Source organism: Burkholderia sp. BDU5 (assembly GCF_001522845.1).
GTDB classification, from domain to species: Bacteria; Pseudomonadota; Gammaproteobacteria; order Burkholderiales; family Burkholderiaceae; genus Burkholderia; species Burkholderia mayonis.
This window is the reverse complement of record NZ_LOWC01000085.1, coordinates 1-24,575: the sequence shown is the minus strand read 5'-3', so window position 1 is coordinate 24,575 and position 24,575 is coordinate 1. Positions and strand designations below refer to the sequence as shown.

Below are 24,575 nucleotides of genomic sequence, written 5' to 3'. Positions count from 1 at the left end.
AGACAGGCATGCAATTCGACAAGCGCGCCTCGCTCGACAAGATCAAGCAGATGTTCGCGGGCTTCGACCGACCGCTCGCGCTCATCGTGTTCCTGCTGCTGTGCGTCGGCATCGTCACGCTCTACAGCGCGAGCATCGACATGCCCGGACGCGTCGAAGACCAGTTGCGCAACATCCTGCTGACGTTCGCGCTGATGTGGGTGATTGCGAACATTCCGCCGCAGACGCTGATGCGCTTCGCCGTGCCGCTCTATTCGTTCGGCGTCGCGCTCCTCGTCGCGGTCGCGCTGTTCGGGATGACGAAAAAGGGGGCGAAGCGCTGGCTGAACGTCGGCGTCGTGATCCAGCCGTCCGAGATCCTCAAGATCGCGACGCCGCTGATGCTCGCGTGGTACTACCAGCGACGCGAAAGCAGCCTGCGCTGGTACGACTTCGTCGTCGCGTTCGGCATCCTGATGGTGCCCGTCGGCCTGATCGCGAAACAGCCGGACCTCGGCACCGCCGTCCTCGTGTTCGCGGCAGGCCTCTTCGTGATCTATCTCGCGGGGCTGTCGTACAAGCTGATCGTGCCGGTGCTCGTCGCCGGCGTGCTCGCGGTCGGCTCGATCGCCGTGTTCGAGAACCGCATCTGCCAGCCCGAAGTCGTCTGGCCGCTGATGCACGACTACCAGAAGCACCGCGTCTGCACGCTCCTCGACCCGACGTCCGATCCGCTCGGCAAGGGCTTCCACACGATCCAGGCAGTGATCGCGATCGGCTCCGGCGGCCCGCTCGGCAAGGGTTATCTGAAGGGCACGCAGGCCCACCTCGAATTCATTCCGGAGAAGCACACAGACTTCATCTTCGCGGTGTTCTCCGAGGAATTCGGGCTCGTCGGCGGGATCGTGCTGCTCACGCTCTATATGGCGCTGATCGCGCGCGGGCTCTACATCGCCGCACAAGGCGCGACGCTGTTCGGGCGGCTGCTCGCGGGGTCGCTCACGCTCGCGTTCTTCGTCTACGCATTCGTCAACATCGGGATGGTGAGCGGCGTGCTTCCCGTCGTCGGCGTGCCGCTGCCGTTCATGAGCTACGGCGGCACCGCGCTCACGACGCTCGGTATCGCCATCGGGCTCATCATGAGCGTCGGACGGCAGAAACGGCTGATGAAGAGTTGATCGAAGCGGCGCGCGATGTGCCGCTTTTTATGTCCGGCTTTCGGGCTCGCGTTCGAGCCGGCGTTCAGCGAGCCGGGTGCGGTGAACGCGCGGACTCGCGACGTTCTACCGTGTCGGTCGCGGTTGCCGCGCGTCGTGTCTGGCGCGCCAGCCTTGCGCGAGCCCGGTTTGCGGTTTGCGGTTTGCGGTTTGCGGTTTGCGGTTTGCGGTTTGCCAATTCGTCCGGTCCGATCAGTTCGACGGACCAGGCACCTTCGGCGCCAACGCACCACCCGGCCCCGCCTTCAGTTCAGCTGTCAGCTCCCGATACTTGAGCGCCGCCGCGTCGTCGCCTTGCGCGGCGGCCGCCGCGTAGTATGCGCGGGCGATGTTGAGGTTGCGCGCGACGCCGTCGCCGCCGTGCTCGTAGAACGACGCCGTCACGTATTGCGAAACCGGCTCGCCCGCGTCGGCCGCGCGCTTGTACCACGCGAACGCCTGCCGGTTGTCGCGCGGCGTGCCGCGTCCGTCGAGAAACTGGTTCGCAAGCGCGAGCTCGGCCTGCACGTGCCCTTGCCGCGCAGCCTTCAGGAACCAGCCGTGCGCGGCCGCCGGATCGCGCGCGACGAACTCGCCGTCGTCGAGCATCCGGCCATACACATATTGCGCCTGCGACATGCCCGCGTCAGCCGCGCGCTTCAGCCAGCGCAGCCCTTCCGGCACGTTCGCCGTCACGCCTTCACCCGTGATCAGCATCATCGCGTAGTCGAACGCGGCGAGACGGTTGCCGCGCGTCGCCGCGTCGTGAAACTGCACGAGCGCGGCGCGCAGATTGCCCGCGTTGTAGTCGGCGATCGCCGAGTTGGTTTCGCGCTCCGGATTCGGCTGCCTCTGCGCGCCCGACGCCTGTGCGAATACGCCGCCCGTCGCCGCGCCGAACGCCGTCGCGAGCAGTGCGCCGATCGCCGCGTCTTGCAGCGCGCGCCGCGCGCGCGCGAACGTCGGCGCGCGGCGGCTCTTCCCGTTCATCCCCGCACCTCCTGCAGCGCCTGCCGCGTCGCGCGCAGCAGCCACACGACATCCGCCGACAACGCAATCACGCGAAACCCGGCTTCGAGATACTGGCGCGCACCGGCCGCGTCGGCGGCGAAGATGCCGACCGGCACGCCGGCGCGCCGCCCCGCCGCGAGCACGTGTTCGAGCGCGGTCGCGACATCCGGATGCTTGGTATCGCCGAGATGCCCGAGGCTCGCCGACAGATCGGCCGGACCGACGAACATGCAATCGACGCCCGGCGTCGCCGCGATCCGCTCGGCCTCGTCGATCCCGCGCGCCGATTCGATCTGCACGATCGTCGCGATCTGTGCGTTCGCGGTCTGCACGTAGTCGCGCCGCATCCCGTAAGCCGCCGCGCGGACGACGCCCGCGACGCCGCGCAGCCCATCCGGCGCGTCGGCCGACTGAAAGCGGGTAAGCCGCACCGCGTGCGCGGCGTCGTCGGCCGTTTCGATGTTCGGGAACATCAGCGTGCGCGCGCCCGCGTCGAGCGCCCGCTTGACGAGCCACGGCTCGCGCGCCGGCACTCGCACGACGGGCTCGCTCGGCAGATGCGCGGCCGCGAGCGCACGCAGCTGCGCGGCGACGTCGTGGCTGTCGTTCGGCGCGTGCTCCATGTCGATGCACAGCCAGTCGAAGCCGGCATGCGCGAGCGCCTCGGTCGCCGCCGCGCTCGCGAGCGTGAGCCACAGGCCGAACAACGGCTCGTCACCGTCGCTCAGACGCGTCTTCAGGGAATTGGTAAGCGTGCTCATCGGCGGCCTCCTGTCGTGCGGCGCACGAGCGGACTGCGATTCGGAAGGAGCGGCGGGCTGCCGCCGGGTGGGCGCCGAGCCGCAAGGACGCGCGCGGTTCGTTCGTCGCGGCGGCCGATTCGATCATACCGTGATCGCAGCCGGTGCGCGGACTCGGGAAATACTGATGCGGGGTGAAGCCGCGCACGGCGGGGCGCGAACTGGTTGGTGCGATTCGGGGATTCGGGGATTCGGGGATTCGGGGATTCGGGGATTCGGCGGGTCGGCGGGTCGGCGGGTCGGCGGGTCGGCGGGTCGGCGGGTCGGCGGGTCGGCGGGTCGACAAGTTTGACGAATTATCGAACCAGGGCATCGACAGCTCGAACGATTCGCTGGCCGATCAGACAATTGCCCAGGACGACAGCAACAGAGGATCAACGAGTCAGCGGCTCGTGCTCAGTGCTCAGTGCTCAGTGCTCAGTGCTCGGTGCTCGGCGAATCGACAAATCGACAAATCGACAAATCGACAAATCGACAAATCGACAAATCGACAAATGCGACGATCCGCTGATCCGCCGAGTTCAACGAATTCGGCCGAATCGCACCGCCACTGCTCATCCACACGAAACCGAGCGCCCCAAGCAAACCGGACAAGTACATCGAACGAAGGAGGGCGAAGAAAAAGCGCCGATGCGCGACCGCCTCGCGCACGCCGATGCGCATACCGCGGCGCACGCCGGCCGCCGGTGCCGAGCGCCGCGTACCGCCGCGCGTCAGACGCGCGCGTCGCGCTCGACGTCGGCCCAGCAGTTCGGCGTCTCGTAGAGACGCACACGCTCGAGGCGCAGATTGACGCCGTAATGCGCATCGTAGACGTTCGCGAGGATGTCGAACGCGATCGCTGCGAGATTCTCGACGGTCGGAATCCGGTCGAGGACGACCGTCTTGTGGTCGGCCATCTTCTCGAGGAACGAGCGCACGACGTCGTCGCGCGCATAGACGAGGAACGCGTGATCCCACTTGCTGACGAGGTGCTCCATCGCGAGCGCCTTCACATCGGCGAAATCCATCACCATCCCGCGGTCGGGTGCGCCCTCGGTATCGACGAGATCGCCGCGCAGCGTGATTTCGAGCACATAGCGATGGCCGTGCAGATTCCGGCACTGGCTGCGGTGATCGGGGATGCGGTGGCCCGCGTCGAATTCGAGTTTTCGGGTAATCAGCACGATGAATGAAGCGTAAGGCTCAAGGAATGTTCAGGTACTTGTGCGTCTGCATCGACAGTCGCCACTGCGGATGGCGCTTGCACCAGTCGATCGCGAGCTTGGTGTTGAAGTCGCGCGACGGGCCGTCCATCGGCTGCACGAGGAAGTGCTCGAAGTCGAGCTTCGCATAATCGGCAAGGCGCTGCTTGTCCTGCGGCACCACCACCTTCAGTTCGTTGCCCTTCGTGACGACGAGCGGCGCATCGGCCTTCGGGCTCACGCAGACCCAGTCGATCGACTCGAGCACGGGCAGCGACCCGTTCGTCTCGATCGCGATCGTAAAACCCGCCGCATGCAGCGCGTCGACGAGCGGCTGATCGAGCTGCAGCATCGGCTCGCCGCCCGTGCAGACGACGAAGCGATACGCTTCGCCTGCCGGCCACAGCGACGCGATCTTCGCTGCGAGCGACACGGCGTCCTTGAACTTGCCGCCGTTCTCGCCGTCGGTGCCGACGAAGTCGGTGTCACAGAAGCGGCACACCGCGCCGTCGCGATCCGCTTCGCGCCCCGACCACAGGTTGCAGCCGGCGAACCGGCAGAACACGGCCGGACGCCCGGCATTCGCGCCCTCGCCCTGCAACGTATAGAAGATTTCCTTGACCGTGTACGTCATGCTGCTTCGTTTCGGCTCGCGCCGTTCGCCTTCCGTTACTCGATGAATCCAGTTGTCGCCCGCGCCGTCGCGTGAGCACCGCGCCGCGTCAGACCGGCGCCTCCGTCACGCGCTCGCCGCGCAGATACGCTTCATAGCCGCGCTTGCGCAGCTTGCACGCCGGGCATTCGCCACAGCCGAAGCCCCAATCGTGCAGCTCCGAGCGCTCGCCGACGTAGCACGTGTGCGTCTCGATGCGAATCAGCTCGACGAACGGCTTGCCGCCGAGCTGCTCCGCGAGCCGCCACGTGTCGGCCTTGTCGAGCCACATCAGCGGCGTTTCCAGCACGAAGCGCGCGTCCATGCCGAGATTGAGCGTGATCTGCAGCGCCTTCATCGTATCGTCGCGGCAATCCGGATAGCCGGAAAAATCGGTCTCGCACATGCCGCCGACGAGCACGCGCAACCCGCGCCGATACGCGATCGCCGCGCCGATCGTCATGAACAGCAGATTGCGGCCCGGCACGAACGTGTTCGGCAGGCCGTTCGACGCCGTCTCGATCTCGATCGCGCGTGTCATCGCGGTGTCGCTGATCGAGCCGAGCACCGACAGATCGATCATGTGATCGTCGCCGAGCTTGTTCTCCCACTGCGGAAAACGCCGCTTCAGCGCATCGCGCACGCCCTCGCGGCATTCGAGCTCGACGCGATGGCGCTGGCCGTAGTCGAAGCCGAGCGTCTCGACGGTCTGATAGCGCTCGAGCGCCCAGGCAACACACGTGGCCGAATCCTGGCCGCCGGAAAACAACACGAGCGCGCCGTCCTTAGCGTCTGTCCGAATCACCTGATACTCCGTGAATGATGAGCGAGCGCGCCGGCGATCCGGCACGCGCCGGCGGCGCCGGCCCACCCAGTATAGGCAGCAGCGCCCGGCCGGAAACGGCGCGGCGCTTATGTCGCTCATCGCTCCGCGATGCAGCGGCGCACGGGCCCATGCCGTCCTCGAGCGCCGAAACGAAAAAAGGACTTGCGGCGCCCACCGGGGCACATCCTCAAGTCCTCTAAGTCTTTGAGTCGACGGAGATTTTATCACGCCTCCCCAAAACCGGCCGAGGACCGGAAATGCCGCTCCACAAACGAAAAACCCCAAGAATCTGGCGATTCTTGGGGTGGGATACTGCTGGTGGCCTGGGGCGGAATCGAACCACCGACACGCGGATTTTCAATCCGCTGCTCTACCAACTGAGCTACCGGGCCACGAAGAAAAAAAATTATAGCAATGCGTCAGACAGCGATCAAGCCCCTTGTGCAAAAAATTTATGCCGCGCCTTCGGCGGGCTTCTTGCCGAGCTCGACGCCGAGTTGCTTTAGCTTCCTATACAAGTGCGTGCGCTCGAGGCCCGTCTTCTCCGCGACGCGCGTCATGCTGCCGTTCTCGCGAGCGAGGTGATACTCGAAGTACGCGCGCTCGAACGCGTCGCGCGCCTCGCGCAGCGGAATGTCGAACGGAATCGCCGCCGTCGTGTGGTCCGCGAGCGCCGCGTCCGAATCGTCGTTGAACGTCGGCAACGCGGCCGCCGACGCGACCGACGACGCCCCCGCCGCCTGCTTCGCCGCCGGGCTCGCCGGCAGCGGCGCCGCGCCGCGCGCAAGGCCGTGCTCGACCGACTTCAGCAGCTTCTGAAGCGTGATCGGCTTCTCGAGGAAATCGAGCGCGCCGATCTTCGTCGCCTCGACGGCCGTGTCGATCGTCGCATGCCCCGACATCATGATGACGGGCATCGTCAGTTGTCCTTGGCTTGCCCACTCCTTCAGCAACGTGACGCCGTCGGTGTCGGGCATCCAGATGTCGAGCAGCACGAGATCGGGCGCATGTTGCAGCCGGTAGTCGCGCGCGGCCTGCGCGTTCTCCGCGACGTCGACGACGTGCCCTTCGTCGCTGAGGATCTCCGAGAGCAATTCCCGGATGCCCATTTCATCATCTACCACCAGGATGGTTGCCATTTACGCTGCCTTTGTCTGCACAGTTGCTCTTGTCTTGGCGGGTGCCGTGCCGCCGTTCGCTCCGCCCCCGGCGCCCGCTGCATCGTCCGCGAGTTGCAGGAACAGGATCGAGACCTGCGCGCCTTCCACGACGTCGCCGTGCATGCGATTGCGCAGATCGATCCGCGCACCATGCTCGTCGACGATCTTCTTCACCGTCGCGAGGCCGAGCCCCGTGCCCTTCGCCTTCGTCGTCACGTAGGGCTCGAACGCGCGCGTCAGGATGCGCGCCGGAAAACCCGGACCGTTGTCCGAGACGGTCAGCCGAACCGCGACGCGCGTTTTGCCGTCTGCGTCGGGATCGCCATATTCTACTGTCTTGGTTTCGAGCAACACACGGGGATGCTCGACGTCGGCGACCGAATCCTGCGCGTTCTGCAGCAAATTGTGAATCACCTGACGCAGTTGCGTCGCATCGCCGCGGATCACCGGAAGCGGCGTCTGCTCGACGACGATCGTGCTCTTGCCTTCGCCAACGCCGTAGAGCGTCAATACTTCGCTCACCAGATCGTTCAGCTGCAAGTTGACGAGCACCGCGGTCGGCGTGCGTGCGTACTCGCGAAAATCGTCGACCATCCGCTTCATTGCGGCCACCTGATTGACGATCGTCGTCGCACCGCGCTTCAGCACTTCGGCATCGGGCGGCGCGAGCTTGTCGGAGAGCTTCATCTGCAGACGCTCGGCCGACAACTGGATCGGCGTGAGCGGATTCTTGATCTCGTGCGCAAGCCGCCGCGCGACTTCGCCCCACGCGACCGAGCGCTGCGCCGAGATCACGTCGGAGATGTCGTCGAACACGACGACGTAGCCCGACGTCTGCGGATCGTCGAGCTGGCCCGGCGCGGCCGCCGTCGACACGAGCCGCGTGCCGCGCACGAGCAGCGTCAGCGGATCGGCCTCGCCCGGCACCTCGACCGCGAACTGCTGCTGCCAGTGGCCGCGATCCTCGCCGCCGCCCCGACCCGCCGCCTCGCGATCGGCGAACGCCTTTCTCACCATCGCGCCGAACTCCGCGACGACGCCGATCTGATCGAGCGTCGTGCCGATCAGCGAGTTGAACGGCTGCCGGAAGATCCGCTCGGCGCCGCGGTTCGCGGTCGTCAGGCGGAACTGGCGGTCGAGCACGAACACGCCCGCCGTCAGGTTCGCGAGAATGCTCTCGAGATAGGTTTTCGAATGTTCGAGCGCGACGCGGTTCTTCTCGACCGCGAGGCGCGCCTCCGAAAGCTGCCGCGTCATTGCGTTGAACGACTGGGTGAGGAAGCCGAGCTCGTCGCGCGTCTTGATCTCGCGCTTCGGCGTGTAGTCGCCTTCCGCGACCTCCTTCGTGCCCTGCGCGAGCAGGAACAGCGGCCGCGCGAGCTGGTTGCCGAGCGCGAGCGCGATCATCATCGCGATGAACGTCGCGAGGAAGAGGGCGAGCGTCAGCGTGCCGATGTACATCTTGCGCAGCCCGCTGCGGCCGAGCGACTTCTCCTGATATTCGCGATACGCGCGCTGCACCGCGTCGGCGTTGCGCGCGAGCGTCGGCGACACCGGCTGCGTGAGTTGCAGGAAGCGCTCGTCGGGCTGCAGCAGCGCCGTCGTCGCATCGGGAATGCGCTGCACGACGCGCAGACGCAATGCGCCCTTCGACCCGTGCGCGCGCGGGTCACCGTCGACTTCGCCCTCGATCGCCGCATAGCCGCCGTGCTCGCGCGCCTGGCCCAGCATCAGCGGCGTCGGCATGTCGTCCGGAATCAGCGCGGCGAAGTTGCCCGAGGCCTGCGCGACGATGTGCACGTCGGGCGACGCGCCGTTGCCGCGGCCCGGCTCCACGATCGTCGCATCCTGCACGCCGAACTGGTCGCGCAGGCGCAGCAGCGTGAGCGTCGTGCCGTTCGTGTTGCTGTCGGCGCTCGCGAGCTGCTCGGACATCAGGTGCGCCTTCGTCTGCAGGTCCGCGAGCGACGTGTCGAGCATCCCGCGGCCGAGATTGAGGCCCGCGGTAAGCGCCGTCTCGACGTTGACGTCGAACCAGGACTCGATGCTGCGCGACACGAACTGATACGACACGATATAGATGATCCCGCCCGGCACGACGCCGACTAGCGTGAAGAACACCGCGAGCTTCGCGAGCAGCCGCGTGCCGAACTTGCCCTTGCGCAGGCGCGCGACGATCATCCCGACGAGCCCGAGCACGACGAGCAGGAACACGAGCGCGACGATGATGTTCGCCGAGTAGAGCCACGAGTAGTAGCGATCGAAGAACTCGGTGTTCGCGCTCGCAGCCGCGAGCAGCACGAGCAGCAGAAGCGCCGTGATTGCGACGGTCGACACGATCACGCGTATGAGGAGGCTCTTTCCGCTCGTCGCGCGGCGGACGCGCATTTTATTTAGCACGCTCGGCCACCGTGAAAGTAAAGCGCTTCCAGTCGGAAACGAGACTCCAGTCGCGGTTGTTCACCGCGTCGACCTGGAATGGCTTCGGCATCAGCGCGGTGTCGAGCTGCATCCGCACCGACGCGGTATACGTTTCGCCCGAGCGCACCTGGTTCTTGTCGATCACGTGCCAGGACGTCACGTGCTTGACCACCGCGAGCGCCTCCTTCAGCGACGGAAAGCCGAGCTGCAAGCCGCCCGTCGACACGCGGTATTCGCGCGTGAGCGGCTGGAACGACAGTCGGATCGTCTGCGACACCGACACCGGCTGCTCGTCGAACCAATACCAGCGCGCGCGGCTCAGTTCGAAATCGGTCGTGAAATAAAGCGGCACGCCTTTGTTGACCGCGTCCTCCAGGCTGCTGTTGAGCTCGAAATCGAAACGCGCGTCGAGGCTCCAGCCGCTGCCGTCCGACTGCAGCGACGCGCGCTGCACGGCGACCGGATCGGCGTGTGCGAAAGGAACGGCAGCGAGACACAGCGTCAGCGCGACCCAAAGCACGGCCGCGAGCCGGAGTGGAAAGAAGCGTTTGATCGTCACCGTTTCTGAAAGCGCGCGTAGAAAAATCCGTCGTGATCGACATGCCGGCCGGGCTCGCTCGATCCCCCGATGGCCGGCGCCCCCCCTGACGCGCCCTGCGGCAGCAACTGCCCGGGCGCGTCCAATCGTACCGCATCTTGATAGGCGTCTCCAAACCAGCGCGCCTGCAGCTCGCCCTCTTCCGGAAAGATCGAGCAGGTCGCGTACAACAGTTCGCCGCCCAGTTTCACGAGCGGCCAGAGCGCGGCGAGAATGCGGCGCTGCTCGACAACGAGCGCGGGAATATCGGCCGCGCGACGCAGCCAGCGGATGTCCGGATGGCGGCGCACGATGCCCGACGCCGAGCACGGCACGTCCGCGAGGATTCGGTCGAACGGGCGTCCATCGTGCCATTGCGCAGGATCGCCCGCATCGCCTATGCGCACGTCGGCCGCAAGCGACAGCCTCGCGAGGTTTTCGCCGATGCGCGGCGCGCGCGCCGGATCGCTTTCGAGCGCGACGACTTCGACGTCCGCAAGCTCGAGGATGTGACCCGTCTTGCCGCCGGGCGCCGCGCACGCGTCGAGCACACGCATGCCGTCGCGCGCGCCGAGCCATTCGGCCGCGAGCTGCGCGCCTGCATCCTGGACCGACACGACGCCGTCCACGAAGCCCGGAATGCGCTCGACCGGCAGCGGCGACGCAAGCCGTATCGCGTGGCGGCCGATTTTCTCGGCGTCGATCTGCTCGGCGCGCAGCACATCGTGATATGCGTCGGCCGTCATGCGGCGCGCGTTCACGCGCAGCGTCAGCGGGCCGGGCGTGTCGCCCGCGGCGAGTATGCGCTGCCATGCGGCGGGCCACGCGCGCTCGACCGCGTCGATCCACCACGTCTCGTAGTTCCAGCGTGCACGGCGATCGGACTGCAGCCGCTCGATCCACGCAGCCCGTTCGCGCAGGAAACGACGCAGCACCGCGTTGACGAGCCCCTTCGCGAACGAGCACTCGCGGCGCGCGCCGACGGCGGTCACGGCCTGGTCGACGACGGTGAAGGGCGCATACGCGGCATGCTCGTCGTCGTCGACGAGAAGCGCGAACGCGCAGACTAGCAGCGCATGCACGTGCGCATGCGGCGCTTTGGCGACGAATTGCGCGATCAGCCAGTCGGCCGCGCCGCGGCGGCGCACCGCGCGATAAGCGATGTCCTGGATCGCGCCGCGCGGCCCCGGTTGCGTGCCCGCGGGCAGCGTCGTCTGGACGGCTGCAAGCGCGGCGGGCAGCGCCGCGCCGCGATTGACCGCGTCGACCGCTTGCGCGGCGGCGTCGAGCGCGAAGCCGAGCGAATCGGGTACGAGGTGCAACGTCGACAGGCGCGTGGCGCGAGCGGGCGCGCCGGATGCGCGGGAACGGGAAGAGCGAGTGTGGGTCATCGGATCAGCAGTGCCTGCGGCACGCAGTGGCGCCGGGCGGTGGTAGGGATGTGCCGGAGGCTGGCCTGCGGCCGGTGAGCGGGATATTGTAGCGCGCCGGGCGAGCGGCTCGCCTGTTCGGGTGGCAAGGCTGCGTTGGTGGAATTACGCGTCGGGCAGCGGACGATGCGTGGCCGGTTGGGTCCGGGAGCCGTCGGCTGGCGGGCACGGGTCCGTTCGGGATAAACGAATCAGGCTGTTCCGTTCCTTCGGCTCATCGGCGAGCAACGGGCAACGGGCGACGGGCGACGGGCAACAAGCAACAAGCAACAAGCAACAAGCAACATCAGTTTTTACGGTGCGGCCGCCAGGCGGCAACCTGTTTCTTCGCTTTGCGCTTCGGAGTCTCGATGTGTCCGCGACGACCGTGCGCGATGGGCGCGATGTGTTCGAAGCAATAACGACGCGATTCGCGGTAGCCCGCCAGCGGCTCCTCGCAGAATCCGCATACCCAAACGCCGCCGCCCCGCCGCAAACGGCGAACCCCGCAGCGCAAAGCATGCAGGGTTCGGAGGTTCGCGGCGCGCCGAAGCGCATCGGAAGCAGCTACCGTCGCGACGCCCCCTTACGAGCACGTCGTCGTTGCGACAAGATTCGTCAATCGAATCGGCCGGTGCGCGCCATTTCCATCAGCCTCGCGATCCGTTCCTCGGTGGCCGGGTGCGTCGAGAACAGGTTCTGCAGCCCGCCGCCCGACAGCGGATTCATGATCATCATCTGCGCGGTGGCCGGATGCTGCTCCGCCGTCTGAAACGGAATGCCCGACGCGTAGCGGTGGATCTTGTCGAGCGCCGACGCGAGCGCTTGCGGATCGCCCGAAATCTGCGCACCGCCGCGGTCCGCCTCGAACTCGCGCGCACGCGAGATCGCCATCTGGATCAGCGCGCCCGCGATCGGCGCGAGCAACGCAACCGCGATGCCCGCGATCGGGTTGGCCGGACGGCCGTTCTCGTCGCGCCCGCCGAAGAACATCGCGAAGTTCGCGAGCGCCGAGATCGCGCCCGCCATCGTCGCGGAAATCGTCGAGATCAGGATGTCGCGGTGCTTCACGTGTGCGAGTTCGTGCGCCATCACGCCGCGCATCTCGCGCTCGGACAGCACACGCAGAATACCCGTCGTCGCGGCGACGGCCGCGTGCTCGGGATTGCGGCCGGTCGCGAACGCGTTCGGCTGGTCCTCGTCGATCAAGTAGACGCGCGGCATCGGCAGGTTCGCGCGCGTCGCGAGCTCGCGCACCATCCGGTAGAACTGCGGCGCCGTGGTTTCATCGACTTCCTGCGCGTTGTACATGCGCAGAACCATCTTGTCCGAGAACCAATACGAGAAGAAATTCATACCGAGCGCGATCAGCAACGCGATCGTCATCCCGCGCGATCCGCCGATCATGCCGCCGATCACGACGAACAGGGCCGTGATCGCGGCCATCAGGATCGCCGTTTTGACCCAATTGAACATGTTTCCCACTCCTTATCCGTCTGCGGGGACCGCGCCGCACGCTCATCGACGGCGGCGCACAATTGTAAGCAATCTGTTAGATAAGAGCGTATCGAGAAAATTCAATCCTCAGCGCGTCGATGTCGCGAGCTTGACGCCGAGCCCAACGAACGCGCTGCCGACGCCGCGGTCGAGCCATTTCTTCACACCAGGCTTGCCGGCGAAGCGCTGCGTGACGGTGCCCGCGACCCAAGCGACGATGCACGACCACACGGTGCTCATCGCGAGGAACACCCCGCCCAGCGTCAGGAACGCGAGCACTTTGTGGCTGCTGTCAGCCGAGACGAACTGCGGGAAGAACGACACGAAGAACAGCACCACCTTCGGGTTCAGCACGTTGGTCAGGAACCCTTGCATGAAAAGCTGGCGCAGCGATTTGTCCACACCGCGCCGTGCGGTCTGCTCGGCCGCAGGCTCCTGCTTCGCGAAGACGAGACGCACGCCCAGGTAGACGAGATAGGCCGCGCCGACGATCTTGATAACCGTGAACGCGGTAGCCGACGCCGCGAGCACCGCCGTCAGGCCGAACGCGCATGCGAGTACGTGCACGCAACAGCCGGCCGAGATGCCGAGCGCGGACAGGAGGCCCGCACCGCGCCCCTGTGCGACGCTGCGGCCGACGATGTACGCGGTGTCGGGCCCCGGCGTGATGTTCAACAGGAAAACCGCCGCGACGAACAAGCCAAGATGGGTAATGCCGAACATGCCGATCCCTCGATACTGACGTCAAAGAATTCTACGCGCGCGTCCTGCGTCGCGCGACCTGGCCGTTCGGCCGATTGCGCGACGCGCGCGATTCCGATGAACTACAGGCAGGCGACGAAATTATGCGGCGTCGGGCAGCGCGAAGCGCTGACCGGCCGCAAGCGGCGCGCCCGCGAGAAACTCGCGCGCAGGCAGCCGCTTGCCACCCGGCTTCTGCAACTGGGTGACGCGCAGCGCGCCTTCGCCGCACGCGATTACGACGCCGTCCGGGCCGGCATCGATGATCGTGCCGGGCGCACCGCCGCCTGGCGCCGCCACCGCTTCCGCCGCCCACAGCTTGAGCGTGGTGCTGTCGAGCGTGCCCGCGCCGCCCGGAAACGGGTCGAACGCGCGCACCTGCCGCGCGAGCGCGGCGGCCGGCTTGCGCCAGTCGAGCGCCGCCTCGTGCTTGCCGATCTTCTCGGCATAGGTGACGCCGTCGGCCGGCTGCGGCGTCGCGGCGAGCAAGCCCTCGCGCTCGAGCTCGGCGAGCGCGTCGACAATGAGGTGCGCGCCCGCCGCCGCGAGCTTGTCGTGCAGCGTCACCGTCGTGTCGTCGGGCGCGATCTCGACGCGCGCGTCGTGCAGCATCGCGCCCGTGTCGAGGCCGGCGTCCATCTGCATCAGCGTGACGCCGGTTTCCGCATCACCCGCCTCGATCGCGCGATGAATCGGCGCGGCGCCGCGCCAGCGCGGCAGCAGCGATGCGTGGATGTTGATGCAGCCGTGGCGCGGCAAGTCGAGCACTTCCTGCGGCAGCAGAAGGCCGTATGCGGCGACGACCATCACGTCGTGAGGCGTCGCGTGCAGTAGATCGAGCGCGGCGGCAGCCTCGACCGGGCACTTGCCCGTTCGGCGCAGCGACGGCGGCTGCGCGACCGCGATGCCGTGCTCGAGCGCGTAGCGCTTCACGGCGCTCGCCTGCAGCTTCATCCCGCGCCCCGCCGGGCGATCGGGCTGCGTCAGCACGAGCGGCACCGGAAAGCCGGCTTCATGGATCGCGGCGAGCGCCGCCGCGGCGAATTCCGGCGTGCCGGCAAAAATGACCCGCAGTGAATGTGTCATGTGCGAATGAATCGGGAAGCAGCCGCGCGCGTCACATCGCGCGTTCGAGTTTCTTCATCTTCGTCTTGATCCGGCTCTGCTTGAGCGGCGACAGATACTGGACGAACACGCGCCCCATCAGGTGATCCATCTCGTGCTGGATGCACACCGCGAGGAGCCCTTCGCAATCGATTTCGAACGTCTCGCCTTGCTCGTTGAGCGCGCGCACGCGCACGCGGTCCGGGCGCTCGACTTCGTCGTAGACGCCGGGCACCGACAGGCAGCCTTCCTCGTATACCTGCTTGCCGTCGCCCGTCCAGACGATCTCCGGATTGATGAAGACGCGCAGCTCGTTCTTGTCCTCGGAGACGTCGATCACGATCACGCGCTCATGCACGTCGACCTGCGTCGCCGCGAGGCCGATGCCGGGCGCCGCGTACATCGTCTCGGCCATGTCGGCGACGAGCTTGCGGATGCGGTCGTCGATCTTGTCGACCGGCTTGGCCACCTTGTGCAGCCGTCTGTCGGGGTAATGAAGGATGTTCAGCAAAGCCATGATGTTCAGTGTTGAGAGACGAACGACTCACCCGCATCGGCCGTTTGGCCGACTGCCGCGACACGCGCGCCAGCCTCAAGATGGTTTCGACGACGCGCAGAATGCGCCGCGCGCCGCAATGACCGGCCAATCGCCGCGGGCCTGCGCGCGTGGCATTCGTTCTATTTCGGATGATGAAAATTTTATCACGGCACCACGCGGCTCGCAGGCCGCGCTTCTCGAGGGGGACTTCGTCATGTCGCCGCTGTCGCTGACGCGCGCCGAGCTCGCTGGCTGGCTGCGGCTTGCGGGCGCGCCCGGCGTGCCGGCCAGCGCCTGGGCGGCGCTCATAGGCGCGTTCGCATCGCCCGAGGCGCTTTTCGGGGCGTCGCATGCGGAACTGGCGGCGCTTATCGGCGACGCGGCCGCTCGCGCGGTACTCGCGCCGTCCGCCGACGATTTCGAGCGGCGTGTCGACGAAACGCTCGCGTGGCTCGACGCACCCGGCAACGCGCTCGTGACCCGGCACGATCCCGCGTATCCGGGCACGCTCGCCGAGCTCTACGATCCACCGCCGCTGCTATATATAAAAGGAGGCATCGCGCTGCTTCATGCGCAGGCCGTTGCGATCGTCGGCAGCCGCGACGCAACCCCGCAGGGGCTCGCCGACGCGACGCGCTTCGCGCGCGAACTGTCGGACTCGGGCCTTGCGATCGTGTCCGGCCTCGCGCGCGGCATCGACGGCGCCGCGCACCGCGGCGGACTCGACGGAGCAAGCAGCACCGTCGCCGTGATCGGCACCGGCGCGGACCTCGTCTACCCGGCTTGCCACCACGCGCTCGCACACGAGATCGCCGAGCGCGGCGCGCTCGTCTCCGAATGGCCACTCCGCACGCCGGCGCGCGCCGCCCATTTCCCGCAGCGCAACCGGCTGATCGCCGCGCTGTCCGGCGGCGTGCTGATCGTCGAGGCGGCGCCGCGCTCCGGCTCGCTCATCACCGCGCGGCTCGCGAACGACATGGGACGCGATGTGTTCGCGATCCCCGGCTCGATCCACGCGCCGCTGTCGCAAGGCTGTCACGCGCTGATTCGCGACGGCGCGAAGCTCGTCGAGACCGCGACCGACGTGCTCGACGAATTCGGCCTCGATCCCGCCCGGCCGGCGGTCGCGAGCCGCAACGCGCCCGCCGACGCTGCGGCGGACGCCGGCCTGGACACCGACGCACGCCGGTTGCTCGAAGCAATCGGATACGGCCCGGTGCCGCTCGATCTGCTCGCACAGCGCACTTCGCTCGCGAGCGACGCCCTGCATCAGTTGCTGCTGCGTCTGGAACTGGCCGGGCGCATCACGGCGCTGCCGGGCGGCCGCTACACCCGCATCGACGGCGCGCGGGAGCCCGCTCAAGCGCGCAGGACGGGCGCCGTGCTACATTCCGGCGAGTAGGCGTCCGCTTGGGCCTTTGCCCGCGCCGCCGCCACCTTACGATGCAAGGAAAACCGCCAATGCCCGCGCTGAACCTCGACACCGACGAAGATCGGATCGCCGAGCGCCTCCGGAATCCCGATACGCTGCTCGTCGCCTGCCTGTGCGCCGAATGGTGCGGCAGCTGCCGCGAATACCGTATTGCGTTCGACCGGCTCGCCGACGCGCACCCCGACGCCTGTTTCGCGTGGATCGACATCGAAACGCACGCAGATCGGCTCGACGACCTCGACGTCGAAAATTTCCCGACGCTCTTGATCGAGGACGCGAACGCGGTCCGTTTCTTCGGCACCGTGCTGCCGCACGCGACAATCGTCGAACGAATGCTGTCCGACCTGACCGCGCTGCCGGGCGCGCCGCACGCACCGAAATTGCGCAATTTGTTCGGCTAAAACCATCCGGCCCCGAAATATCGGCTGCGGAATGCAGCTTTATCGCTCGTTTACGCGAGAGGACGCGCGGCGGACTTGCCGCCGCCCTTGCCCCCACTTATGATGACCCGCTTTTTGCTCACGCCGGCCGCCGTTTCGGCGCCGTGTGCTATAAAGCCGTCGTAAAAGGGCCCGCAGTCGGGCTCGCCCGGTCTACCAATACACACTGTCATGTCGAAAGCACTCATCATTGCGGAAAAGCCTTCTGTCGCGAACGACATCGCGCGCGCTTTGGGCGGCTTTACCAAGCATGACGAATACTACGAAAACGACGAATACGTCCTGTCGTCGGCAGTTGGCCACCTGCTCGAAATCGCCGCGCCCGAGGAATACGAGGTCAAGCGCGGCAAGTGGAGCTTTGCGCACCTGCCCGTCATCCCACCCCATTTTGATCTGAATCCGATCGCGAAAAGCGAGTCGCGCCTCAAGGTGCTGACGAAGCTGATCAAGCGCAAGGACGTCGACCGCCTGGTCAACGCATGTGACGCGGGGCGCGAGGGCGAGCTGATCTTCCGCCTGATCGCGCAGCACGCGAAGGCGAAGCAGCCGGTTCAGCGCCTGTGGCTCCAGTCGATGACGCCCGCCGCGATCCGCGACGGCTTCGCGCACCTGCGCACCGACTCGGACATGCAGCCGCTCGCCGATGCCGCCCGCTGCCGTTCGGAAGCCGACTGGCTCGTCGGCATCAACGGCACGCGCGCGATGACCGCGTTCAACAGCAAGGGCGGCGGCTTCTTCCTCACGACGGTCGGCCGCGTTCAGACGCCGACGCTGTCGATCGTCGTCGAGCGCGAGGAGAAGATCCGCCGCTTCGTGCCGCGCGATTACTGGGAAGTGCGTGCGGAATTCGTCTGCGCAGGCGGCTTCTACGAAGGCCGCTGGTTCGATCCGAAATTCAAGAAGGACGAATTCGATCCCGAGAAGCGCGACTCGCGCCTCTGGAGCCTGCCCGCCGCTGAGACGATCGTCGCCGCGTGTCGCGGCCAGATCGGCACCGTCACCGAGGAATCGAAGCCGTCGACGCAGCTCTCGCCACTCCTTTTCGATCTGACGAGCCTGCAACGCGAGGCGAACGGCCGCTTCGGCTTCTCGGCAAAGAACACGCTCGGCCTCGCCCAGGCGCTGTACGAAAAGCACAAGGTGCTCACCTATCCGCGTACCGACGCGCGCGCGCTGCCGGAGGACTACCTCGACACGGTGAAGTCGACGCTCGAGATGCTGAAGGAGAGCAACAACTACCTGCCACACGCGAAGCAGGTGCTCGACAAGAACTGGGTGAAGCCGAACAAGCGGATCTTCGACAACTCGAAGATCAGCGACCACTTCGCGATCATCCCGACGCTGCAGGCGCCGAAGTCGCTGTCCGAGCCGGAGCAGAAGCTCTACGATCTCGTCGTCAAGCGCTTCCTCGCGGTGTTCTTCCCGGCCGCCGAATTCAAGGTGACGACCCGGATCACCGAGGTGGCCGGTCACCACTTCAAGACGGAAGGCAAGGTGCTCGTCGAGCCGGGCTGGCTGCAGGTTTACGGCCGCGACGCCGAGGGCGCCGACGCCAATCTCGTGCCGGTGCAGAAGGAGGAGAAGGTCAAGACCGACAAGATCGCCGCGCACGGCCTCACGACGAAGCCGCCCGCGCGCTACTCGGAAGCGACGCTGCTGTCGGCGATGGAAGGCGCGGGCAAACTCGTCGAGGACGACGAGTTACGCGAAGCGATGGCCGCGAAGGGCCTCGGTACGCCGGCGACGCGCGCAGCGATTATCGAAGGCCTGCTCGGCGAGAAGTACCTCGTGCGCGAGGGCCGCGAGCTGATTCCGACAGCGAAGGCGTTCCAACTGATGACCCTGCTGCGCGGCCTCGACGTGAAGGAGCTGACGGCGCCCGAGCTGACGGGCGAGTGGGAGCACAAGCTTGCGCAGATGGAGCGCGGCAACCTGCAGCGCGACGCGTTCATGCAGGAAATCGCGCGGATGACGCAGACGATCGTCAAGCGCGCGAAAGAGTACGACTCCGACACGATCCCGGGTGACTACGCGACGCTCCAGACGCCGTGCCCGAATTGCGGCGGCCAGGTGAAGGAGAACTACCGCCGCTTCGCCTGCACGAAATGCGACTTCTCGATTTCGAAGATTCCGGGCAGCCGGCAGTTCGAGATCCCCGAAGTCGAGGAGCTGCTGCAGAAGAAGGAGATCGGACCGCTGTCGGGCTTCCGCAGCAAGATGGGCCGGCCGTTCTCCGCGATCCTCAAGCTCACGTTCGACGACGAGACGAAAAACTACAAGCTCGAGTTCGACTTCGGCCAGGAGCAGGGCGGCGAAGAAGGCGAAGCGCCGGATTTCTCCGCGCAGGAGCCGGTCGGCGCGTGCCCGAAGTGCAAGGGCCGCGTGTTCGAGCACGGGATGAGCTACGTCTGCGAGCATTCGGTCGCGAACCCGAAGACCTGCGACTTCCGCTCCGGCAAGGTGATCCTCCAGCAGGAGATCACCCGCGAGCAGATGGCGAAGCTCCTCGAGAACGGCCGCACTGATCTGCTGCCGAACTTCAAGTCGTCGCGCACGGGACGCAACTTCAAGGCGTATCTCGTCAAGCAGGCTGACGGCAAGATCGGCTTCGAGTTCGAGAAGAAGGAGCCGCGACCCGCGGCGGCGAAGAAGACCGCATCCAAGTCGACGGCCACGGCCGGCGACGCGGCGGCGGACGACGCTGAAAAGACCGAGAAGAAGGCCGCGCCCGCTCGCAAGACGGCCGCGCGCAAGACACCGGCCCGCAAGACGGGTTCCTGATCCGGCGTCCAGCCGGCGCGCATATGCGGCCGCCGGCCAGCGCGGCACGGCGCCGCGCGAAGCGTCGCGCTACCGACCGGCGCGAACGCGGCAGTGCTTCGATCCAAACAAAAGCGCGGGCTCTCGATGAGCCCGCGCTTTTGCTTTTAGCGGTGGAGGATCCGGCGCGCGGTGGCGCACTTGCCGGACAAGGAGCGCGCGGCGTCGTGCGCTACAGCGGCGACGGCACGACGGCGCGGGCGCGCGGCGCGCGCGGCAGACGCGGCGACAGCGCCGGATCAGCGCTCGGATGCTCGGCAAGCGCATCGGCCGGCAACGCATCGACGGGCTGCCCCAGGCTGCCCTGCGTCGCCCATTGCTCGCCAAGCATCGTGTCGGGCGATTGGCTGAAGTGCTCGACGAGATGGTCGATGAACGTGCGCACCTTCGCCGGCAGGTGCCGGCGGCTCGGATACGCGATGTTGATCTCGACCTGCGGCAACCGGTACTCGCTCAGCAGGCGCACGAGCTTGCCGCGCGCGATGTCGCTGCCGATCAGATAGCTCGGCAGGATCGCGACGCCCATGCCGAGCATTGCGAACTGGCGCAGCATTTCGGTGTTGTTCGCGACGACGATATTCGACGGCCGCACACGCACCTCGCCGTCCGGGCCGGTGAACACGCGCTCGTCGCCCCAGTATTCGGACGGCAGGCTCAGGCACGGATGCTCGACAAGGTGTTCGGGATGCATCGGCATGCCGTGCTTTTCCAGATAGCTCGGCGTTGCACAGACCACCATGCAGCCCGTCGTCAGCCGGCGCGTGACGATGCTCGCGCTGCGCATCTGCCGGGTAATCACGATGCCGACATCGAATCCTTCCTCGACGAGATCGACCTGTCGATCGACGAGGGTCAGATCTGGAATGACTTTCGGAAAGCGCTGCGTATAGGTCTGCAGCACCGGCGCGAGGTTGTGCAGGCCGAACACGACGGGCGCGACGATCCGCAGCGTGCCCACCGGCTCGTGGTTGCGCGCGACGACCATCTGCTCGACGTCTTCGAGTTCGTCGAGAATCTGGCGGGCCCGCTCCAGATAGACTTGGCCGGATTCGGTCAGCGAGAGACTACGGGTGGTGCGATTCAGAAGGCGGGTGCCGAGCCGGCCTTCGAGGTCGGCGACGTGGCGCGTCGCGACCGCGTTCGAGATGTCCATCGCACTCGCTGCCCGGGCGAAACTGCCGAGATCTGCGACCTTGACGAACACTCGCATCGACTGCAAATGATCCATACTCCACTCCTACCGCTGTTACCGCTTCAAAAATATGAAGCAAATGAGTAATTTTCCTACGACAGCGAAAAAGATGCAGAGTTGCTCAACTTCCCGCGAAATCTCGACAAAAACCTTCGAACTTGCTCAGCCTGTCTAGCCGGATAGACCAACTGTTCTGAATTAAGAAATAATTGAGCAATCTCCCCTCCGCAAATTGCCCAATTGAGAAACGGCGGATTCGCCGCCCGGCCGGCATCAAGCGGGGCCCGAACAGCGCGATCTCCGCCCGCGCATGGACGCTTGCCGCGCCGCGTAACAAGCTGTTAAAAAGAGATACACCTGTTGCCCCGCCGTCATAGCATCATTACGGCCCCCAAACCGGGCCGGACCGGCGCGCGACGACGCGCGACGGCCACCAATTCACATCGCTCATCCCGCGCGAATCCCGAAACACGCCATGAAAATTGCCATCCTCGACGACTACCAGGACGCCGTCCGCAAGCTCAATTGCTTCGAGATGCTCGCCGACCATGAAGTGAAGATCTTCAACAACACGGTGCGCGGCCTAGGGCAGCTCGCGAGCCGCCTGGCGGAAGTCGAAGCGCTCGTGCTGATTCGCGAGCGCACCCACATCACGTCGCAACTGCTCGGCAAGCTCCCGCATCTGCGCATGATCAGCCAGACGGGCCGCGTGTCGACCCACATCGACCTCGACGCATGCACGGAACGCGGCATCGCCGTGCTCGAGGGCACGGGCTCGCCGATCGCACCCGCCGAACTGACCTGGGCGCTCATCATGGCCGCGCAGCGGCGCATCCCACAGTACGTCGCGAATCTGAAGCAGGGCGCGTGGCAGCAGTCCGGCCTCAAGACGTCGGCGATGCCGCCGAACTTCGGGCTCGGCCAGGTGCTGCGCGGACAGACGCTCGGGATCTGGGGCTACGGCAAGATCGGCCGGCTCGTCGCCGGCTACGGCAAGGCGTTCGGGATGAACGTGCTGATCTGGGGTCGCGAGCATTCGCTCGAAGCGGCGCGCGCCGACGGCTTCGCGACCGCCGAAAGCCGCGAAACGTTCTTCGAGCAGGCCGACGTGCTGTCGCTGCACCTGCGCCTGCACGACGACACGCGCGGCATCGTCAAGCTCGACGACCTGCTGCGAATGAAGCCGACGTCGCTCTTCGTCAATACGAGCCGCGCGGAGCTGCTCGACGAGAGCGCGCTCGTCTCCGCGCTCGCGCGCAACCGGCCGGGGATGGTCGCGATCGATGTCTACGAGAGCGAGCCGATCCTGCAGGGCTACAGCCTGCTGCGGATGGAAAACGTGATCTGCACGCCACATATCGGCTACGTCGAACGCGAGAGCTATGAGCTCTACTTCGGCGCCGCGTTCAAGAATATCCTCGCGTTCGACGCGGGCGACCAATCGAGCGTCGCGAATCCGGAAGCGCTCAATCAGGGACGGATTCGTCGCTGAGCACCGGCACGTGGAAGCTCAGCGCGCGACGCGCGGCCGCCGTCGCGCGCGTCGGCTACCGCACGCCGATGATCTAACGGCTGCCTCACCGTATTCGCCGCACCTTCCCGCCTCAGCGCACCGCGCCGAATTCGCCGACGAAATCCGATGCGGTGGTAACGAAGCACTCACCATCGCGCCGACCGAGATCATACGCATGCTGCATCTGGTGCGGGCTCGTATAGTCCCAGCTCGAGATCGGCACCTTGCTCGACGGCTGCACGTAGAGCCGCCGCTGGCTGCCGTGGTTGACGACGAACGCCTGCGGACGCGGATAAAGCCGCGTCACCATCACGAGCACAAGCCCCGGCGACGCGTCGAGCGCGCCGACCGGCACGTTGTCGACCATCCCGCCGTCGAGCACCGGCCGGCCGTTGCGGCGCAGGACGGGTGTAAACGGCGGCGTGCACGACGACTGGAGAACGAGGTCGGCAAGCTCGTCGACGCGCACGCAATCCTGCGCGCGGACGAACTCCGGACGAAAGCCGAGCGAGCGGCCGAGCGTCGGATGGAGCGTCTTGCGCACGTATTTCTCGATGTTGTACGCGATAAGCCCCGCCGCGACCGCGCTGCGCGCGCCGAGCCAGCGCGGCACATGCGACACGCCGATACGGATCTCGGGCGCGCCGGAGAGCTTCGCGAACGGCTCGCCGTAGATGTCGAGGAGCGCCTGCCGGTAGATCCGGTAATGCGGGAAGACCGGCTCGGCGCGCAGCAGGTTGCCCCAGTAGACGTTTTTCCGGTTGTGCTTGAGCGTCTCTTCGTAATAACGCATCACCCAACGCGAATCGCGCGTGTAGAGCATGCACGCGGTCGCCGCGCCCGCCGAGATGCCGGCGATCACGCGCGGCCGCACGTCGAGCGCGGGCCGCACGACATCCCAGAATCCCGCCTGCCACCAGCATCGGTTGCCGCCGCCCGCGAATACGACCTGATCGAACATCGGATGCGCCCCTCGCCTCTGTTTGCCGCCGCCGGCGCTCAGGAGACGAGCGCGTAGGTCGATGTCGCGTGGACGGCCATCTTGCCGTCCTCGTCGAACAGCTCGATTTCGCCGAACACGAGATTACGGCCCATCCTCAGCACGCGGGCGGTGATGAACACGTCGCCCTTGCGGACCGGGCGCATGAAGTGGGTGTTGAGCGCGACGGTCGTCATCGGCCGGAATTCGCCGAGCGCCGCGGAGATCGCGACGACCATCGCAGTATCGGCAGCCGCCATGAACACCTGACCGCAGATTACGCCGCCCGAATGGCGAAGCTCGCCGGAGAACGGCAGCCGGAGGGTGACGCCCTCCTCCGAAACCGATACAGGAGTCAGGGAAAGAGAACGGACCCACGGAGCAAGGAGCCGATCCAGCAAATCACGGACAGTGTTTTCGTCCATCGTCGTACGCCCAGAAAGAGCCGCGCGCCCGCCGCGCGACAGGGTTTGGGCGACATCATACCGGGAGCGCGCAAGAAGCGACGGATCGTGCGAGTTCGGAACGGCAGCGCAGGCCCGGCGAGAATATTCCAAGAAAAATGCAAAAAGGGCTAGACAAGGCCAGAAATGCCATGCATAATTTTCTTTCTGTTGGGGCGTTAGCTCAGTTGGTAGAGCAGCGGACTCTTAATCCGTAGGTCGAGTGTTCGAGTCACTCACGCCCCACCAAGGAATTCAAGGGCTTGCATGAAAGTGCAAGCCCTTTTTCTTTGCCGCCGCAGAGCTAATATTAGACAGCGTCTAAAATCCGGCCACGTTCCATGCGCATCCGTTGAGATGGCTGGACGCCCTTCAGGCCGTTGTCTGGTGCGTCGCACATACTGCTGTCTGCCGGCAGACAACTCTGATCCCCCGCCCCTTGCCACCCGAGCACTGCCTTCGGAGTATTGCCTACGCCTGACAAGTTCTTATAAATCAATACCTTGCGCAACTCGCAAATTGCAAAACCAAGGCTAATCTAGGTCAATCAAGGCCAGCCAAGTCAATCCAAGGTGTACTTTAGCTAGTCGAACCTGAACAATCCTGGACGGCTTATACGGAAAGGCGGTGAGGCCGAAACGGTGTTGTTGGATTTGCAGGA

The 24,575-nt window shown here is 66.1% G+C and carries 22 protein-coding genes and 2 tRNA genes; 6 read left to right on the top strand and 18 right to left on the bottom strand.

All coding sequences use genetic code 11. From position 1 onward, the window contains the following. Positions 1-8 precede the first annotated feature (8 nt). On the top strand, positions 9-1,157 hold the full coding sequence (rodA, locus tag WS69_RS14645; protein WP_059471475.1) for a rod shape-determining protein RodA: 1,149 nt from the start codon (positions 9-11) through the stop codon (positions 1,155-1,157). Between the two features lie 231 nt (positions 1,158-1,388). Here the strand turns inward: rodA and WS69_RS14640 are convergent, their stop codons facing one another. The 15 genes from WS69_RS14640 to def all read right to left on the bottom strand — a co-directional run bounded on the left by WS69_RS14640 (position 1,389) and on the right by def (position 15,074). Next, on the bottom strand, positions 1,389-2,165 hold the full coding sequence (locus tag WS69_RS14640; RefSeq protein ID WP_059471474.1) for a tetratricopeptide repeat protein: 777 nt from the start codon (positions 2,163-2,165) through the stop codon (positions 1,389-1,391). Next, positions 2,162-2,947: an HpcH/HpaI aldolase family protein gene (locus WS69_RS14635; RefSeq protein WP_059471473.1), complete on the bottom strand. Its 786-nt coding sequence runs from the start codon at positions 2,945-2,947 to the stop codon at positions 2,162-2,164. The genes WS69_RS14640 and WS69_RS14635 overlap by 4 nt, the downstream gene beginning before the upstream one ends. 456 nt (positions 2,948-3,403) lie before the next feature. Then, entirely contained in the window at positions 3,404-3,649 is a 246-nt protein-coding gene (locus tag WS69_RS14630; RefSeq protein ID WP_059471472.1) for a hypothetical protein, read from the bottom strand. A gap of 50 nt (positions 3,650-3,699) precedes the next feature. After that, the gene (gene queD, locus WS69_RS14625) at positions 3,700-4,152 is read right to left on the bottom strand and encodes a 6-carboxytetrahydropterin synthase QueD (protein ID WP_059471471.1); all 453 of its coding nucleotides are present in this window, start codon (positions 4,150-4,152) and stop codon (positions 3,700-3,702) included. Between the two features lie 19 nt (positions 4,153-4,171). Then, on the bottom strand, positions 4,172-4,804 hold the full coding sequence (queE, locus tag WS69_RS14620) for a 7-carboxy-7-deazaguanine synthase (protein ID WP_059471470.1): 633 nt from the start codon (positions 4,802-4,804) through the stop codon (positions 4,172-4,174). An 88-nt stretch (positions 4,805-4,892) separates the two neighbouring features. After that, positions 4,893-5,627, bottom strand: coding sequence for a 7-cyano-7-deazaguanine synthase QueC (queC, locus tag WS69_RS14615; protein WP_059471469.1), 735 nt, complete (start codon positions 5,625-5,627; stop codon positions 4,893-4,895). A 337-nt stretch (positions 5,628-5,964) separates the two neighbouring features. Then, a tRNA-Phe gene (locus tag WS69_RS14610) sits at positions 5,965-6,040 on the bottom strand. 60 nt (positions 6,041-6,100) lie between these two features. Further along, on the bottom strand, positions 6,101-6,787 hold the full coding sequence (gene esaR / locus WS69_RS14605) for a response regulator transcription factor EsaR (protein ID WP_059471468.1): 687 nt from the start codon (positions 6,785-6,787) through the stop codon (positions 6,101-6,103). Beyond that, positions 6,788-9,196, bottom strand: a complete 2,409-nt coding sequence (gene esaS / locus WS69_RS14600; RefSeq protein WP_059471467.1) for a sensor histidine kinase EsaS — start codon at positions 9,194-9,196, stop codon at positions 6,788-6,790. It abuts the gene before it with no gap. 1 nt (position 9,197) lies between these two features. Beyond that, a complete protein-coding gene (locus WS69_RS14595) occupies positions 9,198-9,788 on the bottom strand; it encodes a DUF4390 domain-containing protein (protein WP_059471466.1) in 591 nt (196 codons plus the stop codon). Then, complete coding sequence (gene rsmB, locus WS69_RS14590; RefSeq protein WP_059471465.1) at positions 9,785-11,197, bottom strand: 16S rRNA (cytosine(967)-C(5))-methyltransferase RsmB; 1,413 nt, start codon at positions 11,195-11,197, stop codon at positions 9,785-9,787. Before rsmB ends, WS69_RS14595 begins: the two co-directional genes overlap by 4 nt. 636 nt (positions 11,198-11,833) lie before the next feature. Further along, positions 11,834-12,691 (bottom strand): zinc metalloprotease HtpX, encoded by an 858-nt coding sequence (gene htpX / locus WS69_RS14585; RefSeq protein ID WP_010113215.1) that lies wholly within the window; start codon positions 12,689-12,691, stop codon positions 11,834-11,836. A 108-nt stretch (positions 12,692-12,799) separates the two neighbouring features. Then, the gene (locus tag WS69_RS14580) at positions 12,800-13,435 is read right to left on the bottom strand and encodes a LysE family translocator (RefSeq protein WP_059471464.1); all 636 of its coding nucleotides are present in this window, start codon (positions 13,433-13,435) and stop codon (positions 12,800-12,802) included. Positions 13,436-13,555: 120 nt separating this feature from the next. Then, positions 13,556-14,539 (bottom strand): methionyl-tRNA formyltransferase, encoded by a 984-nt coding sequence (fmt, locus tag WS69_RS14575; protein WP_059471463.1) that lies wholly within the window; start codon positions 14,537-14,539, stop codon positions 13,556-13,558. 31 nt (positions 14,540-14,570) lie between these two features. Beyond that, positions 14,571-15,074 (bottom strand): peptide deformylase, encoded by a 504-nt coding sequence (gene def / locus WS69_RS14570; protein WP_059471462.1) that lies wholly within the window; start codon positions 15,072-15,074, stop codon positions 14,571-14,573. A 235-nt stretch (positions 15,075-15,309) separates the two neighbouring features. On the opposite strand from def, the gene dprA reads away from it, so the two are divergent. From dprA to WS69_RS14555, 3 genes are all read left to right on the top strand, one after another. Next, positions 15,310-16,497 carry a DNA-processing protein DprA gene (gene dprA, locus WS69_RS14565; protein WP_059471461.1) on the top strand — a complete coding sequence of 396 codons (1,188 nt, stop codon included), beginning with the start codon at positions 15,310-15,312 and terminating at the stop codon, positions 16,495-16,497. 59 nt (positions 16,498-16,556) lie between these two features. After that, positions 16,557-16,928, top strand: coding sequence for a thioredoxin family protein (locus WS69_RS14560; RefSeq protein ID WP_059471460.1), 372 nt, complete (start codon positions 16,557-16,559; stop codon positions 16,926-16,928). Positions 16,929-17,138: 210 nt separating this feature from the next. Beyond that, the gene (locus tag WS69_RS14555; protein WP_059471459.1) at positions 17,139-19,748 is read left to right on the top strand and encodes a DNA topoisomerase III; all 2,610 of its coding nucleotides are present in this window, start codon (positions 17,139-17,141) and stop codon (positions 19,746-19,748) included. 211 nt (positions 19,749-19,959) lie between these two features. Here the strand turns inward: WS69_RS14555 and WS69_RS14550 are convergent, their stop codons facing one another. Continuing rightward, a complete protein-coding gene (locus WS69_RS14550; protein ID WP_059471458.1) occupies positions 19,960-21,015 on the bottom strand; it encodes a LysR family transcriptional regulator in 1,056 nt (351 codons plus the stop codon). A 439-nt stretch (positions 21,016-21,454) separates the two neighbouring features. On the opposite strand from WS69_RS14550, the gene WS69_RS14545 reads away from it, so the two are divergent. After that, the gene (locus WS69_RS14545) at positions 21,455-22,471 is read left to right on the top strand and encodes a D-2-hydroxyacid dehydrogenase family protein (RefSeq protein ID WP_059471457.1); all 1,017 of its coding nucleotides are present in this window, start codon (positions 21,455-21,457) and stop codon (positions 22,469-22,471) included. Between the two features lie 112 nt (positions 22,472-22,583). Here the strand turns inward: WS69_RS14545 and WS69_RS14540 are convergent, their stop codons facing one another. Together WS69_RS14540 and WS69_RS14535 are read right to left on the bottom strand one after the other, a co-directional pair. Beyond that, complete coding sequence (locus tag WS69_RS14540) at positions 22,584-23,453, bottom strand: patatin-like phospholipase family protein (RefSeq protein ID WP_059471456.1); 870 nt, start codon at positions 23,451-23,453, stop codon at positions 22,584-22,586. A 38-nt stretch (positions 23,454-23,491) separates the two neighbouring features. Further along, positions 23,492-23,896, bottom strand: coding sequence for a PaaI family thioesterase (locus tag WS69_RS14535; RefSeq protein ID WP_059471455.1), 405 nt, complete (start codon positions 23,894-23,896; stop codon positions 23,492-23,494). A 191-nt stretch (positions 23,897-24,087) separates the two neighbouring features. Here WS69_RS14535 and WS69_RS14530 point away from each other — a divergent pair. Continuing rightward, a tRNA-Lys gene (locus WS69_RS14530) sits at positions 24,088-24,163 on the top strand. Positions 24,164-24,575: the final 412 nt, after the last annotated feature.